The sequence below is a fragment of the Sphingomonas oligophenolica genome, from assembly GCF_039522915.1.
Lineage (GTDB): Bacteria > Pseudomonadota > Alphaproteobacteria > Sphingomonadales > Sphingomonadaceae > Sphingomonas > Sphingomonas oligophenolica.
Genome location: NZ_BAAAEH010000039.1, coordinates 127,472 through 142,386, shown reverse-complemented (window position 1 = coordinate 142,386; position 14,915 = coordinate 127,472). Strand labels below are relative to the sequence as shown.

The following is a 14,915-nucleotide window of genomic DNA, read 5'->3' as shown; positions in this document are numbered from 1 at the left end:
GTCCCAACTCTTCCCAGTCTCGTCAAACTCGCATCAGCCTGACGCCCGAGAATCTGCCCCAGTTACCGTTCCCGCTGTTATTCGGGAACAGCGGGATAACAGCGAAGAACAGCGGCGATAACAGCGGGCGCCTTCGTCCTGTACAAATCGGTCATGTCAAAGAGCGGGGCGAAACCATCGTTTCGTCCGCTCACTCAGTCTCACGGCCGCCGCGGCGCTTGAATCGCGCAGCGCCTAGCCGACCAGCAGCCCCGCCAGCGCTGCCGACATCAGATTGGCGAGGCTCCCCGCCGCCAGCGCGCGAAGCCCCAGCTTCGCGATCATCGGCCGCTGATTGGGGGCGAGGCTGCCGGTCACCGCCATCTGGATCGCGATCGAGGAGAAATTGGCGAAGCCGCAAAGCGCGAAGGTGACGACCGCGATGGTGTGCTCCGACAGGCCCTTTTGCGCGCCAAGCGAGATATAGGCGACGAACTCGTTGAGCACGATCTTCTGCCCGAACAGCCCGCCCGCGATCTGCGCTTCGTTCCACGGCACGTTGAGCAGGAACATGATCGGCGCAAAGACATAGCCGAGCAGGCCCTGGAAGCTGAGGCCGGGATAGCCGAACCAGCCGCCGATGCCGCCGAGCAGCCCATTTGCGAGCGCGACCAATGCGACGAACGCAAGCACCATCGCGCCCACCGCCACTGCCAGCCTCACCCCGGTCTGCGCACCTTGTGCCGCCGCCATGATGATGTTGGCCGGCTTTTCCTCGTCATGGCTTGCCTCGGCGATGTGGATCACTTCCTCTTCCGGATCGTCGCCGAGCGGGAGCTGGCCGAACGGCGCCTCCTTCACGTCGGGCATGATGATCTTGGCCATCAGGATGCCGCCCGGCGCTGCCATGAAGCTCGCGGCGAGCAGATATTCGATGCGGATTCCCATCGAGGCGTAGGCGGCGAGGATGGTGCCGGCGACGCCGGCCATGCCGCTGGTCATCACCGTGAAGAGCTGGGCGGGCGTCAGGCTCGCCAGATAGGGGCGGATGACCAGCGGCGATTCGCTCTGGCCGACGAAGATGTTGGCGGCAGCGCAGAGCGATTCGACCTTGGACACGCCGATCACGAACTCGATCGCCCCGCCCAGCCAGCGCACGATCAGCTGCATGATGCCGAGATAATAGAGGATCGAGACCAGGGACGCGAAGAAGATGATCACCGGCAGCGCCTGGATCGCGAAATTCTTGCCGAGCGGGTTGGCGGCCAGGCTGCCGAACAGGAAGCTGGTGCCGGCATTGGCATAGCCGAGCAGGTTGGCGACGCCCCCCGACAGGAATTCGAGCACGGTCTTGCCCTGGGGCACGTAGAGGACAAGAAAGGCGATGCCTGCCTGGAGCAGGAACGCAGCGCCGACCACGCGCGGCCGGATCGCGCGGCGATTGCTCGACAGCGCAAACGCGATGGCGAGGATCACGACGATCCCGACGATGCCAATCGGAAAATGGTTCATTGAATCTGTACGCCCCCAAATTTGCCACAGCTTCGCAGTTTTTCAGGCTCTTGCGCAAGAAAATTGCTGGCCGCCCGCTCAGGCCGCTCGAGGGCCGGGGCAAGGGCGATCGGGCGGCGATCGGGCGGCGATCGGGCGGCGTTCGGGCGCGCGCGATTGACGCCGGGGTGAAACGCGGTAGCGTCGCGTCGATGAACCAGACCAGTCCCGCGATCCCGCGTTCGCTCTTCGTCTATTCGATCTTCTACGGGGGCATGGTCTGCATTGCTGGCGTGCTCGGGGTGAAGCAGGTCGCGCTCGGGCCGCTCGCGGTCGAGGCGGGTATCTTCGGCTTCCTGCTGCTGGTGGTGATGGGCAGCGCCGTCACCGAGCTGCACGGCCGCGCTGCCGGCGACCTGCTCGTCAGGATCGGCTTCGTGCCGCTGATCGTCTCTGCGCTGCTGATCCAGCTGGTGCTCAGGCTGCCGGCCGATCCCGGCATGTATCCGCCCGCGATCGAGGCCTTCCCGATCGTCGTCGGCCAGAGCGCGCGGATGATGATCGCCGGGCTGATCTCCTACGGCACCTCGCAGACGCTCAATGTCTTCATCTTCTCCAAGCTGAGGCAGGGCACGGGCAAGCTGCTCTGGCTGCGCGGCATGATCGCCAGCATCGTGTCGCAGGTGGTGGATACGGTGCTGTTCATCTCGATCTCCTTTTACGGGGAACGCCCGATCCTCGGGCTGATGGAGGGCCAGATGCTCGCCAAGGTCGTGCTGTCGATCGTGCTGGTGCCGTTCCTGATCACCTTTTTCGTGTGGTTCGGGCGAAAGCTGGATGGGGCCAGCGCCTCATCGTGACCTAACCCACCGGCCTGAGCATATGCGACGAGGTCGCCCGACTGAGGCTGAGGTGTCCCGGGCGAGCATTCGACAAATCTGCAGGGAAAGCCCGGCCTGTGTGAGGCGGGCCTGGTTTGCTATTATTCCCCCTTGGTTCGGCGGGAGCGGTTCATGACGAAACGAACCGGAAGCTGTCTGTGCGGCGCCCGGCGCTATGAAATCGATGGTGAGATCGGCGGCGTTTGGGTCTGCCATTGCTCTCTTTGCCGAAAGGTCACCGGTTCGAGCGGAATATCGATTCTCATCGTGCCGAAAGGGCAATTCCGCTGGGTGGCGGGTGAGGATCATGCCGTGACCTTCGCGTTGCGGAGCACCTATACGATAACCCGATGCAAGACGTGCGGCACACCGATTCCCGCAGAAATGGACGAGCACAATGTTTACGTAACAGCAGGGACACTCGATGTTCCGCTTGGCGAGGGTATCCGCGCTCACCTTTTTTGCGCGTCCAGGGCAGACTGGGACCGTGACGATCCCGACGCACGTTCCTTTGACGAGCGATCTGTCTAACCGCGGAGAGTCTGCTTTCGCTGGATACAGGCGGAGATAGAGCTCGAGCCGACCATTCCGACAGCGTCCTCTCCCTCTCGCTGCTGTGCAGGTCGCCCTCTCTCTCCCAAAGGGAGAAGGGTAATGCGCTTTCGCTCCATCAAGCGAGTGGGTAAGGGGCCGGTCATGACCGATCATTCCCCCGACCCCGCCTTGCTCGCCAAGGCCGAGACCCTTGTCGAGGCGCTGCCCTATATGCAGCGTTATGCCGGCGCGACCTTCGTCGTGAAATATGGCGGCCATGCGATGGGCGATCCCGAGGCGGCGCGCGATTTTGCGGAAGATGTCGTGCTGATGAAGGCGGTCGGGATCAACCCGGTCGTCGTCCATGGCGGCGGGCCGCAGATCGGCGCGATGCTGAAGCGGCTCGGCGTCGAATCGCGCTTCGTCGACGGGCTTCGCGTCACTGATGCCGAGACGGCGCAGATTGCCGAGATGGTCCTCGCGGGATCGATCAACAAGGAGATTGTCGGCTGGATCGGCCAGGCAGGCGGCCGTGCGGTCGGCATCTCAGGCAAGGACGGCGGCTTCGTCACCGCCGAGAAGGTCGGCCGCAAGACGCCTGACCGGCTGCAGGGGATCGAGCGCCATGTCGATCTCGGTTTCGTCGGCGAGCCGGTCGGGGTCGACCGCCGGATCATCGACACGCTGTCGAGCGCCGGCATTATCCCGGTGGTCGCGCCGATCGCGATCGGGGCCGACGGCCAGACCTATAATATCAACGCCGACACGATGGCCGGCGCGATCGCGGCCGCGCTCGGGGCGCACCGCCTGTTCATGCTGACCGACGTGGTCGGGGTGCTCGACAAGCAGGGCGAATTGCTGACCGATCTCGATCCCGCCGCCATCGCCGAGCTGCGCGCCGACGGCACGATCAGCGGCGGCATGATCCCCAAGCTCGAGACCTGCGTCGCCGCGGTGGAGGGCGGGGTGGATGCCGCCGTCATCCTCGATGGCCGCGTGCCGCACGCGATGCTGCTTGAAATCTTCACCCGGCGCGGCGCCGGTACGCTGGTCAGGCGCTAGCCCGGCCTTGTTAGCGGGCGGTTCTTTCCGCTATCGATACGACTGGCCTTGTGGAGATATTGAGTGATCCTGATAATCCAGATCGTCCAGGTTCTGCTCAACGTCCTGTGGTGGATCATCGTCGTGCAGGCGATCATGTCCTGGTTGCTCGCCTTCAACGTGATCAACCTCTACAACGAGACGGTCCGGGCAATCTGGCAGGCGCTCGAAAAGATCACTGACCCGATCTACCGCCCGATCCGGCGGATCATGCCCGATTTCGGCGCGCTCGACCTGTCGCCGCTCGTCGTGCTGCTGATCATCTACATCATCAACACCCGGGTGATCCCCTATTTCGCCCTTCAATTGCTCGGATAGCCGGAACGCGGCGTGCCCGCCTGGACACCGCGCGCAGACGGAATCGCGCTTGCCGTCCGGGTGACGCCGCGTGCGTCGCGCGAGCATTTCGCCGCCGGAACGCCGGATCATTTCGTCGCGCGGCTGACGGCGCCCCCGGTCGAGGGCGCGGCGAATGCGGCGCTGATCGCGCTCGTCGCCAGGACGTTCGACGTGGCGAAACGCCATGTCACGCTGATCTCGGGTGAAACCGGGCGGTTGAAGCGGCTGATTGTCGCCGGTGACGCCACGCTGCTGGCGAAGATCGCCGCCAGCCTTTATGAGGCGGCGCCATGAGCGCTGACATCATCGACGGGAAAGCCTTTGCCGCCGCGCTTCGCGCGCGGATCGCCGGGCAGGTAGAAACCTTCATTGCCGCCGCCGGCCGGCCGCCGGGGCTGGCGGTGGTGCTGGTCGGCGAGGACCCGGCCTCGGCCGTCTATGTCCGCTCGAAGCACAAGGCAGTGCGCGAGGCGGGGATGGAGGGGTTCGAATATCGTTTCCCCGCTGATGTGCCCGAGGCCGAATTGCTGGCGCTGGTCGACCGGCTCAACGCCGATGTGAATGTCGACGGCATCCTCGTGCAACTTCCGCTGCCGGCCCATATCGACGAGCGAATCGTCACCACCCGGATCGATCCCGACAAGGATGTCGATGGCTTCCACCCGGTCAATGCCGGGCGGCTTGCGACCGGGCTGCATGGCTTCGTGCCCTGCACGCCGCTCGGCTGCCTGATGCTGCTCAGGGACCGGCTCGGCGATCTGTCCGGGCTCGATGCAGTGGTGATCGGCCGGTCGAACATCGTCGGCAAGCCGATGGCGCAACTGCTGATCAAGGAAAGCTGCACGGTGACGGTGGCGCATTCGCGCACCCGCGACCTGTCGAGCGTGGTGCGCCGCGCCGATATCGTGGTTGCCGCGGTCGGCCGGCCCGAGATGATCCGGGGCGAATGGATCAAGCCCGGCGCGACGGTGATCGATGTCGGCATCAACCGAACTGCGGCCGGCCTGGTGGGGGACGTCGATTTCGCCGGTGCCGCCAGCGTCGCCGCGGCGATCACGCCGGTGCCGGGCGGGGTGGGGCCGATGACGATCGCCGTCCTGCTGCGCAACACGCTCGTCTCGGCGCATCGCCGGGCGCAGGTGCCTTTTGACAAGGACGCGCTGTGATCCTTGCCCTGCTGCTCGCGGCTGCGGCACCTGGCGCAGCCGAGGCCGAGCGCGCCTTTGCGAGCGCCGCGCAAAAGGGCCAATGGGCTGCCTTTCGCGCCTTCGCCGCCGACGATGCAGTGATGTTCGTGCCCGAGCCGGTCAAGGCGCAGACCTGGCTGAAGGATCGCGCCGAGCCGGCCTATCCGGTCTCCTGGTGGGCCGCTGACAGCTTCGTCGCCTGCGATGGCGCGGCGGCGGTGAATAGCGGGCCGTGGATGCGGCCGAAATCGGTCGGCTATTTCTCGACTGTCTGGCTGCGCCAGCCCGATGGCGGGTGGAAATGGACGATGGACAGCGGCGACGCGCTGGCGGCGGCGCGGCCGGCGGGTGACGGTCCGAAAATCCATCGCGCATCCTGCAAGGGCACCCCCGGAACCGTGGCGGCGGTGCGCTACCGCGACGGCGAGACGGGCGAGGGCCAGTCCGAAGATCGCACCCTTGCCTGGCGCTGGCATGTCGCGCCCGACGGCGCGCGGACCTTCGACGCCTGGCTGTGGGACGGGCGCATGATGCGCAACGTGGTCGCCGATCGCATCGCTGCCGGTTGATGCTCGCGCTGTATATCTCCTCGCTCATCACCTTCTTCGTGGTGATCGATCCGCCCGGCTGCGCGCCGATCTATGCCGGGCTGTCGGCAGGCGCGTCGCCGGCGCATCGCCGGGCGATGGCGATCCGCGCCGTGCTGGTCGCCTCGGCGATCCTGTTCGTCTTCGCGCTGTTCGGCGAGGATCTGCTCCACGCGCTCGGCATCAGCCTGGCGAGCTTTCGCATCGCGGGCGGCATCATGCTGTTCCTGATCGCGCTCGAAATGGTGTTCGAGAAGCGCACCCAGCGCCGCGAGGACCGTGCGCAGAAGATCATCGAGACTCATGAGGTGGAGGATGTCTCGATCTTCCCGATGGCGATGCCGATGATCGCCGGGCCGGGTTCGATCGCCAGCGTGATGCTGCTGATGAGCCGCAATGAGGGGCTCGAGCGCTCGGCCGTCATTCTCGGCGCGCTGGCGACGATCCTGCTGCTTACCCTGATCGCGCTGATCGCGGCGGGGCCGATCATGCGCATTCTCGGCGCCAAGATCGAGGCGGTGATCACCCGGTTGCTCGGCGTGCTGCTGGCGGCGCTGGCGGTTCAGTTCGTGATCGACGGGGTGAAGATCAGCCTGCTCTAAATGTCATGCGCGAAATCCGAACCCCTTCTCCGTTCGTCCTGAGCAGGGGCTGAGCGAAGTCGAAGACCCGTATCGAAGGACAGGGTACCGCGTGGAACCTGTCCTTCGATACGCCATTTCGACAAGCTCAATGGCTACTCAGGACGAACGGAGCAGAGTTTACAAACGCACCTCTAGTGGATCCGGAACAGCCTGAGGGGCGATTTCTTCGGGAGCGGCACCGGCTCGAGCCACGGGAAGGTCTTGGCGTGCGCGAGCTGGTCGTAGAAGCCGCCGGGGTTGCGCGCGCGGTAGATGGTCGATTCGGCCATGTTCGGGCAGACCAGCAGCAGGGTCGCGCCGTGGCGCCTGGCGATCGCGCGGAAATTCTCCGGTGTCCCGCCAAAGGCATGCTGGACATCGAGGATCGCATCGCCATTGCGGTGATAGGGGCCGGCGACCGCATTGTGATGCGTGACGGTGATCAGCCGCGGGCCGAGATCGACAAAGGTGAAGATCGTCTGGGGCGGCAATTTGTTGAGCGGATCGAGCGCCGGGATGGTCGGGCAGCGGCCGCTTGCGTTGTCGACCACCTTGGTGCGCTTGCTCGGCGGATCGATCGCGAGATACTGGATCGCGAGCCCGGCGAACAGGCCGGAAACCGCGACAAAGGCGGTGACGGTACCCACCACCCGGACCAGGAGCAGCCGGTGGCCGAGGCACCAGGGCAGGACGATCCAGGCAAGCGCGGTCGCGCCCGGCACGGCGAGCAGCTGCGCCGCGGGGCCGGCACGGGTCTGCCACAACAGCATGGCGCCGGCGAAGACGAGGAAGAGCAGGACCGGAATCCAGATATTCGCCCTCGGCGTGCCGCGCGCGCGCCAGGTCGCGATGCAGGCGCCGATGATGCCGATCACCGGCAGCGTGACGATCGGAAAGGCGGTCCTGAAGGGATGCCGGTAGATCGGCTTGGCTTCGCGGACATTGTCGAGCCAGTTGCGCGCGAGCTCGGGCGAGACTTGTTCGGGCCGGCCGAGGCATTGCGGAAAGACGAGCGCGAAGCCGATCGCGATCGCGGCGCCGGCGGCGATCGCCAGCGCCAGCCGGAGCCAGCGCTGTTCGGGGTTGATCCGGCCGAGCAGGAACAGGAACGCCCCCGCCGCGATCATCACGCTCAGCCATACCGGGGTCAGCGCGTCGCAGCGCAGCACCCTGTCCGCATAGGACGCGAACAGCGCGAAGCCGAGCGTGCTGCCGCCGGCAAGGGTCAGCGCATAGACCGTCATGCGCGGCGCCTCGGCCCGATCCCAGACCCAGCGCAGCGCAATGATGGCGCCGGCCATCGCGCAATAGGGCAGCATCTCGAGCCCGATCGTCAGCGAGACGGCGCTGGCCACGCCGACGATCGCACCGCCACGCGCGCCTTTCGGGTCGGAGAGGCCGGCGACCGTCAGGCTCAGCATCGCGAGCTGCCAGCCATGATGGTCGATCCGGTCGGGATAGAACATCAGCAGGGTGGCGGTGCAGCTCGCCACCAGGAAGACGAGGGCGAGCGGCCAGGCGATCGGGCTGACCAGCCGCCGCACCGTGGCGGCGATGCCGATCATCGCGATGCTGAGCGGCAGCAACGGCGCGATGCCGCAGGCGAGCCGCTCGGCCTCGGCGGTGCCCACGAACGGCTTGAAGAGCAGGATCAGCCCGGCGATCGGCAGATCGACCAGGCGGCTCCAATGAATGTCGAAGCCCTGCGGCGGATTGAGGTGATATTGGCGCAGATCATACCAGCCCTGCCCCTGGAGCAAGCCGCGGACCTGCATCAGCCGCATATTGTCGTCAGTGTCGCCGAGCGACAGCCACTGGATATAACCCCAGCGATCGTAGAGATACCAGATCGAGACCGCTGCCCATGCGAACAGGGTCAGCCGCAGCCAATAACGATCAAGGTCCCCGATCAGCGAGGCCGGCTTCCTGGTGGTGTCGTTCAAAAGGCTTCCCTCGCGTCCCTTCGCCCTCTAGTGGAGCCGGCGCAAAGGGCAAGACACGCGTGACGGCGATTATCAGACAGATTGAGACATGGCGGACGAGCGGAATGTTCGGCCAGCTGATTCGATTCGGCATTGCCGGCGGCATTTCGAGCGCGATCTATTTTGCGGTCTATGCCCCGCTGACCCTCTATGTCTTCGGAGCCCGGCTCGCCGTTCTCGCGGTGCCGCCGGCTTTTCTGGTAGCGGTCGTGGCGGGTTTCTTCCTGCACAGCGCCTGGAGCTTCAAGGGGCATGGCACGCGCGATCAGAGCGGGCGCCAGCACGCCAAATTCTTCGTCGTGCAGAGCTTCGGCCTCCTGCTCAATGCAGCCTTCACCTGGATCATCACCGGGCCGCTGATGCATGGGTCCTGGTGGGTGCCGATGATTCCAGTGCTGACGATCACGCCGGTCGCGACCTTCGCGCTCAACCGCCAATGGGTCTTCTCCTGATATGGACCGGATCGTTTACGATCGCATGGCGGCGCATGATTCCACCCATTGGTGGTACACGGCGCGTCGCGACATCCTTGCCGATTATCTCGCCCGCGAGGGCAATCTGCCGGCCAATGCGCGCATCCTCGAAATCGGCTGCGGCACCGGGCATAACCTGCCGATGCTCGCCGCCTTCGGCACGATCGATGCGATCGAGATCGACCCCGCCGCGCGCGCGATCGCGAGCGAGCGGCTCGGCAAGCCGGTCAGCGCCGCGCCGCTGCCGGTGCTCCCCGGGGTCGAGCGCGGCGCCTATGACCTGATCGCGGTGCTCGATGTCGTCGAGCATATCGAGGACGATGTCGCTGCGCTGAAGGCGATGGGCGCCTGCCTGAAGCCGGGCGGCAAGATCCTGATCACCGTCCCCGCGCATCAATGGATGTGGAGCGCGCACGACGTGGTCAACCATCATCACCGCCGCTATTCGAAGCCGTCGCTGCGCAAGGCGATCCGGGCGGCCGGGCTCGAGCCGGCCAAGCTCAGCTATTTCAACTCGCTGCTCTTCCCGCTCGCCGCCGCCGCACGCCTGGCGGGGCGGCTGACCGGGCGCGACGACAGCGACGATTCGCCGCCGCCGCCGGTAGTGAATGCGCTGTTCGAGGCGATCTTCCGCCTCGAGCGTCACCTCGTCGGGCGAGTGCCGCTCTCGCCGGGGGTCTCGATCATCACGCTCGCCTCGCCCGCCACAGGCGGCTCCACGGCCCGGTAACCCCCTATGGGCGGCTCCGCGCGGTAGCCGAGCGTCGCCTGGCCCAGCACCGGCCCGGCGACGTCAGCCACCAGATAGAGCGGCCGCCGCTTCGATTCGACGTAGAGGCGGCCGAGATATTCGCCGATCATGCCGAGCACGAACATCTGCACCGCGCCGAGCAGCACGACGACGAGCATCGTCGAGGTCCAGCCCTGCACCGCGCTGCCGCTCAGGAAACCGATCGCGATATAGACGAACAGCAGCAGCGAGGCGCCGGTCAGCGCGAGGCCGACATGGCTGGCGAAGCGCAGGGGGGCGGTCGAGAAGCCGGTCACTGCGTCGAGTGCGAAGCGGATCATCTTGCCGAGCGGATATTTGCTTTCGCCGGCATGGCGCTCGGCGCGGTCATAGAGGAAGGGCACCTGGCGGAAGCCGATCCAGGCGACCATGCCGCGGATGAAACGCGCCTGTTCGGGGAGCGACAGGAAGGCATCGAGCGCGCGCCTGGACATCAGGCGGAAATCGCCGGTGTCGAGCGGGATCGGGGTGTCGGTGACCCGGTCGAGCACGCGGTAGAAGATCGCGGCGGTCGCTTTCTTGAAGATGCTCTCGCCCTCGCGCTTGCGGCGCACGGCATAGACGACATCGGCCTGCTGCTCGGCCATGGTCGAACGCATGTCGGTGAGGAGCTCGGGCGGATCCTGCAGGTCGGCGTCGATGATCAGGATCTGCTGGCCCGCGCACAGATCGAGCCCGGCGGTGAGCGCGAGCTGGTGGCCATGGTTGCGCGACAGGTTGATCGCGATGAAATGGCTGTCCGCAGCGGAAAGGCGCTGCATCACCGGCCAGCTCTCGTCGCGCGAGCCGTCGTTGACGAACAGGATTTCGTAATCCTCCCCTACCGCTGCCTTCGCCGCCGCAGAGACGCGGGCGTGGAGCATTTCGAGGCAGGCAGCCTCATTGTAGCAGGGAACGACGATCGAAAGAGCGGGACGGTGCATGGGCGCGGTCTTTAGCGGCATGTCGCAGCCCCGTCATCGGGAGATTGCGCGAGATCAAGGTAAAGGCTGGTTGGTTCAACGTCGCCGGTGCCGCCCCTTGTCGACGCAAACCTGGTTAAACCCGCTCGACCATGTTCACCGCATCGGCCGCCCGGAGCGCTGCGATCAGCCGGGTGAGATGGTGGAGATCATGCACCTCGACATCGATCGTGTTGGTGTGAAAGCCCGTGTCGCGGTTGTCGAGCCGCATGTTGACGATATTGGCCTTTTGCGCGCCGATGATCGTCGCGATCACGCCGAGCGCGCCGGGCTCGTTCTTGACCTCGACCGAAATGCGCGCGGTGCCGCCGTCGGTCTTGTCGCCCCAGGCGAGATCGACCCAGTCGGCATCGCTGCTGAGCGCGAGGCGCGGGCAGTTGATGGTGTGGACCTCGATCCCCTCATTGGGGCGACGCAGGCCGACGATGCGGTCGCCCGGCACCGGATGACAGCATTCAGCGAGGTCGAAGGCGACGCCGGGGGTGAGCCCCTTGATCGAGATGGCGCTGGTCTGCGGCGGCAGCTCGCGCAGCGCCTCGGCGCCGGCCGAGCCGGGCATCAGCGCCTCCATCACCGCTGCGTCCGGAATGCGGCGGCGGGCGATCGCTTCCATCAGTGCCGCCTCGTCGGGTAGCTTGAGCCGCTTCAGGGCGGTGCGGATCGCATCGCCGGCGATCGGCGCGGGGAGGCGCTGGACGATCTCGTCGTAGATCTTGTGGCCGAGCGCCTGGTTTTCCTCACGCTCCTTGTGGCGGAGATGACGGCGGATCGCCGCCCGGGCCTTGCCGGTGATCGCGAAGCTCAGCCAGTTGAGCTGCGGTTCCTGCGCTTTGGAGCGCAGGATCTGCACCTGGTCGCCATTCTCGATTCCCGTCTTCAGCGGCACCACCCGTCCGTTGATCTTCGCGCCCACCGCCTGGTCGCCGAGATCGGTATGGACCGCATAAGCGAAGTCGATCGGGGTCGCGCCCTTGGGAAGCTGGATCAGCTCGCCGCGCGGGGTGAAGGCGAAGATCCGATCCTGGTACATCGCCATGCGGGTATGTTCGAGCAGCTCCTCGGGGCTGCCCGCCGTATCGAGGATCTCGATCAGGTCGCGGATCCAGCTGACCTGGGTCTCGGGCCGGACCTTGTCCTGCTTATAGGCCCAGTGCGCGGCGAGCCCGAGCTCGGCCTCGCTGTGCATCTCCGGCGTCCTGATCTGGATCTCGACCCGGGTATTGTCGGCATGGATGACCGAGGTGTGGAGCGAGCGATAGCCGTTGCGCTTCGGCGTCGAGATATAATCCTTGAAGCGCCCAGGCACCATCGGCCAGCGGCGATGGATCACGCCCAAGGCCTGGTAGCAGGCCTCCTCGCTCGGCACGATCGCGCGGAACGCCATGATGTCGGAGAGCTGCTCGAAGCTGATGTGCCGCTCCGCCATCTTCTTCCAGATCGAATAGGGATGCTTCTCTCGGCCCGAGACATCGGCCTCGATGCCGTGGCGGGAGAGGAGCAGCTTCAACCCGGATCCGATCTTGGCGATCCGGTCCCCGCCGCCGACCTTGAGCTGCTCGAGCCGCTTGTTGACCGATTCATAGGCTTCGGGTTCGAGCTGCTGGAAGGCGAGCGTCTGCATCTCCTTCATGAATTCGTACATGCCGATCCGCTCGGCGAGCGGCGCATAGATATCCATCGTCTCGCGCGCGATGCGGCGGCGCTTGTCCTCGCTCTTGATGTAATGGAGCGTGCGCATATTGTGCAGCCGGTCAGCGAGCTTGACCAGAAGCACCCGAATATCGTCCGACATCGCCAGCAGGAATTTGCGCAGATTCTCCGCCGCGCGCTCATTCTCGGTCTGCGCCTCGATCTTGGACAGCTTGGTGACACCATCGACCAGCCGCGCGACCGCCGGGCCGAACAGCCGCTCGATCTCCCCGATCGTGGCGACCGTATCCTCGACCGTATCGTGGAGGATCGCGGTCGCGATCGTCTCGTCGTCGAGATGGAGTTCGGTCAGGATGCCCGCCACCTCGATCGGGTGGCTGAAATAGGGGTCGCCCGAGGCGCGCTTCTGGGTGCCGTGCGCGTTGACCGAGAAGACATAGGCGCGGTTGAGCAATGCCTCATCGGCATCCGGATCATAATCGAGGACCCGGTCTACGAGTTCATATTGGCGCAGCACGTAACCAAGATGGGGCCGGGCGCTGTTGCTTTGCAACATTCTTGTGCAAAATCGCGGGGATGTTGCCGGGAAAGCACAAAAAAGCCGGCCGCGGCACTCCCGCGACCGGTGAGGAGATGCCTTGGGAAAAGCTTATTTTGCGCGCGCGTTGCACTTGGCGAGCGCATCGGCGTCGAACGCCTGGCCGCCTGCGGTAAACGAGCTCAGCTTGCCGACCCGCTGGGCGATTAGCTCGCAGACCACATTCTCGCGCTCGGGCGCCTTGCCGGCGACGAAGGCGCTGTCATTCCACTTCCACACCGTGGTGTGGGTGACGAAGCTGGTCTTGGTGGGCTGGGCGGCCGGGATGGCGGTGTAATAGCCGCCAGCCGGGGCCTGGGCCTGGCCGGCGACTGGTGAGAGCAGCATGGCGAAACCGGTCAGGGCGGCGGCGATCGAGAGAGAGCGAGTCATTTTCTGTCCTCCTTTGAAAATCAGTTGCGAATCACTACCTACCTAGGTAAGTCTCTAGTTGCAACTAAAAACTTATATGGCATTTCCATGACGTGCTTTTTGCGATAGGCTCGTCTCTTGAGAGGATGATTATGGGCGGAAAAATCCGTGAAGTTCTGAGCGAGTGCAGCCTGCCTGCGGCGCTCGAGGCCATGGGCGAGCGCTGGAGTTTCATGATTCTGCGCGCCGCGTTCAACGGGCTGCATCATTTCGAGGAGTTCCAGTCGGAACTCGGCATTGCGCGCAATATCCTTGCCAACCGGCTCGCCCGGCTCGTCGAGCATGAGATTCTGACGCGCGAGGCAATGCCCGAGGATCGCCGCAAGATCGAATATCGCCTGACCGAGAAGGGCGCTGCGCTGCTGCCGACGATGGTCGCCTTGCGCCAATGGGGCGAGCGGTGGGAAACCGGCTGCCCCGCGACGCCGGTACTGGTCGATGCGCGGGACATGCGCCCGATCGGCCCGATCGAGGTTCGTTCCTGGGACGGGCGCGCCTTGACCCTGCATGATCTGCACTGGGCGCTGGCCGAGGATCTGGCCGTCGAGCCGGAGATGCGCGCGGCCGAATAGGTTCAGCCAAGCGGCAGCGCCTCGATAAAGGCGCGGATCGGCTCGGCGATCGGGGCAGGCTGCCCGGTCGGCAGATGGACGTTGACGATCACCATGTCGATCACGGTGTGCAGCACGCCGGTTTCAGCATGGCAGAGCTCGAAGCGCTGGGTCATGCTCGACCGGCCGATCCGGCTGGTCCGGACGAACGCCTCGATCGTGTCGCCGAGAAGGAAGGGCTTCAGATAATCCACCTCCGCCCGGCGGATATGGAATTCGGTCTCGGTCCAGGCGGTGCCGAGCGCGGCGCCGATGCCGGTCCATTCCCAATATTCAGTCACCGCGACATCGGCATATTCGAGATAGCGCGAGTTGAAGACGACCTTCTGGCCGTCGATCTCGGCATAGCGGACCTTGAAGCGGGTGGAGAAGGCGAAGCCGGGGCGAGTCATGGCGCGGCGATGGCGTGGCGGCGGGCACGCGTCAATCCGTGCAGCGTCACGGGACGCGGACGACACCCTCGTTCGATTGATCGCTGACGATCAGTTCCTCGGGGCGATGCCCCCAGCGGACCAGCGACCAGGCGCGTTCGTGGAAATAGAAGAGGACGATCTTGGTGAACACCTCGGTGCCGGCGATCGCCCCCGCCATTTTGGCGCTGCCGCTGAAGAGAAAGCTCAGCACGAACGTATCGATGCTGCCAACCGCACGCCAGGACACAGCCTTCATGAACGAGCGGGGATGGCTTTCGACGCCACGGAACAGAAACACAGGGT

Annotated in this window: 18 protein-coding genes; 11 read left to right on the top strand and 7 right to left on the bottom strand. The window is 65.3% G+C overall.

Annotated elements, in window-relative coordinates:
- Nucleotides 1-234 precede the first annotated feature (234 nt).
- Nucleotides 235-1,491, bottom strand: coding sequence for a NupC/NupG family nucleoside CNT transporter (locus ABD050_RS19795; protein WP_343891213.1), 1,257 nt, complete (start codon nucleotides 1,489-1,491; stop codon nucleotides 235-237).
- 191 nt (nucleotides 1,492-1,682) lie between these two features.
- Here ABD050_RS19795 and ABD050_RS19790 point away from each other — a divergent pair, with 191 nt between their 5' ends.
- From ABD050_RS19790 to ABD050_RS19755, 8 genes are all read left to right on the top strand, one after another.
- Entirely contained in the window at nucleotides 1,683-2,330 is a 648-nt protein-coding gene (locus tag ABD050_RS19790; RefSeq protein WP_343891226.1) for a queuosine precursor transporter, read from the top strand.
- A gap of 153 nt (nucleotides 2,331-2,483) precedes the next feature.
- Nucleotides 2,484-2,882, top strand: coding sequence for a GFA family protein (locus tag ABD050_RS19785; protein WP_343891212.1), 399 nt, complete (start codon nucleotides 2,484-2,486; stop codon nucleotides 2,880-2,882).
- A gap of 165 nt (nucleotides 2,883-3,047) precedes the next feature.
- Nucleotides 3,048-3,947 (top strand): acetylglutamate kinase, encoded by a 900-nt coding sequence (gene argB / locus ABD050_RS19780; RefSeq protein ID WP_343891211.1) that lies wholly within the window; start codon nucleotides 3,048-3,050, stop codon nucleotides 3,945-3,947.
- A gap of 63 nt (nucleotides 3,948-4,010) precedes the next feature.
- Nucleotides 4,011-4,304 carry a YggT family protein gene (locus tag ABD050_RS19775; RefSeq protein ID WP_343891210.1) on the top strand — a complete coding sequence of 98 codons (294 nt, stop codon included), beginning with the start codon at nucleotides 4,011-4,013 and terminating at the stop codon, nucleotides 4,302-4,304.
- Nucleotides 4,305-4,316: 12 nt separating this feature from the next.
- Nucleotides 4,317-4,619: a DUF167 domain-containing protein gene (locus ABD050_RS19770; protein WP_343891209.1), complete on the top strand. Its 303-nt coding sequence runs from the start codon at nucleotides 4,317-4,319 to the stop codon at nucleotides 4,617-4,619.
- A complete protein-coding gene (gene folD / locus ABD050_RS19765; RefSeq protein ID WP_343891208.1) occupies nucleotides 4,616-5,491 on the top strand; it encodes a bifunctional methylenetetrahydrofolate dehydrogenase/methenyltetrahydrofolate cyclohydrolase FolD in 876 nt (291 codons plus the stop codon). Before ABD050_RS19770 ends, folD begins: the two co-directional genes overlap by 4 nt.
- Nucleotides 5,488-6,081, top strand: a complete 594-nt coding sequence (locus ABD050_RS19760) for a hypothetical protein (RefSeq protein ID WP_343891207.1) — start codon at nucleotides 5,488-5,490, stop codon at nucleotides 6,079-6,081. Before folD ends, ABD050_RS19760 begins: the two co-directional genes overlap by 4 nt.
- Nucleotides 6,081-6,701, top strand: coding sequence for a MarC family protein (locus ABD050_RS19755; protein ID WP_343891206.1), 621 nt, complete (start codon nucleotides 6,081-6,083; stop codon nucleotides 6,699-6,701). The genes ABD050_RS19760 and ABD050_RS19755 overlap by 1 nt, the downstream gene beginning before the upstream one ends.
- Before the next feature lie 173 nt (nucleotides 6,702-6,874).
- Here the strand turns inward: ABD050_RS19755 and ABD050_RS19750 are convergent, their stop codons facing one another.
- Nucleotides 6,875-8,665 (bottom strand): AcrB/AcrD/AcrF family protein, encoded by a 1,791-nt coding sequence (locus tag ABD050_RS19750; protein WP_343891205.1) that lies wholly within the window; start codon nucleotides 8,663-8,665, stop codon nucleotides 6,875-6,877.
- Nucleotides 8,666-8,769: 104 nt separating this feature from the next.
- On the opposite strand from ABD050_RS19750, the gene ABD050_RS19745 reads away from it, so the two are divergent.
- Entirely contained in the window at nucleotides 8,770-9,156 is a 387-nt protein-coding gene (locus ABD050_RS19745; protein WP_343891204.1) for a GtrA family protein, read from the top strand.
- 1 nt (nucleotide 9,157) lies between these two features.
- Complete coding sequence (locus ABD050_RS19740; RefSeq protein ID WP_343891203.1) at nucleotides 9,158-9,907, top strand: class I SAM-dependent methyltransferase; 750 nt, start codon at nucleotides 9,158-9,160, stop codon at nucleotides 9,905-9,907.
- On the opposite strand, the gene ABD050_RS19735 is transcribed toward ABD050_RS19740, so the two are convergent.
- From ABD050_RS19735 to ABD050_RS19725, 3 genes are all read right to left on the bottom strand, one after another.
- Nucleotides 9,820-10,890, bottom strand: coding sequence for a glycosyltransferase family 2 protein (locus ABD050_RS19735; RefSeq protein WP_343891225.1), 1,071 nt, complete (start codon nucleotides 10,888-10,890; stop codon nucleotides 9,820-9,822). The two genes, ABD050_RS19740 and ABD050_RS19735, sit on opposite strands and share 88 nt — an antisense overlap.
- A 115-nt stretch (nucleotides 10,891-11,005) precedes the next feature.
- The gene (locus ABD050_RS19730) at nucleotides 11,006-13,096 is read right to left on the bottom strand and encodes a RelA/SpoT family protein (RefSeq protein ID WP_343891224.1); all 2,091 of its coding nucleotides are present in this window, start codon (nucleotides 13,094-13,096) and stop codon (nucleotides 11,006-11,008) included.
- 132 nt (nucleotides 13,097-13,228) lie between these two features.
- A complete protein-coding gene (locus ABD050_RS19725) occupies nucleotides 13,229-13,549 on the bottom strand; it encodes a CC_3452 family protein (RefSeq protein WP_343891202.1) in 321 nt (106 codons plus the stop codon).
- 131 nt (nucleotides 13,550-13,680) lie between these two features.
- Here ABD050_RS19725 and ABD050_RS19720 point away from each other — a divergent pair, with 131 nt between their 5' ends.
- Complete coding sequence (locus ABD050_RS19720) at nucleotides 13,681-14,160, top strand: winged helix-turn-helix transcriptional regulator (RefSeq protein WP_343891201.1); 480 nt, start codon at nucleotides 13,681-13,683, stop codon at nucleotides 14,158-14,160.
- Between the two features lie 2 nt (nucleotides 14,161-14,162).
- Here the strand turns inward: ABD050_RS19720 and ABD050_RS19715 are convergent, their stop codons facing one another.
- Nucleotides 14,163-14,591 carry an acyl-CoA thioesterase gene (locus ABD050_RS19715; RefSeq protein WP_343891200.1) on the bottom strand — a complete coding sequence of 143 codons (429 nt, stop codon included), beginning with the start codon at nucleotides 14,589-14,591 and terminating at the stop codon, nucleotides 14,163-14,165.
- Between the two features lie 46 nt (nucleotides 14,592-14,637).
- Nucleotides 14,638-14,868, bottom strand: coding sequence for a DUF2061 domain-containing protein (locus ABD050_RS19710; protein WP_343891199.1), 231 nt, complete (start codon nucleotides 14,866-14,868; stop codon nucleotides 14,638-14,640).
- Nucleotides 14,869-14,915 lie beyond the last annotated feature (47 nt).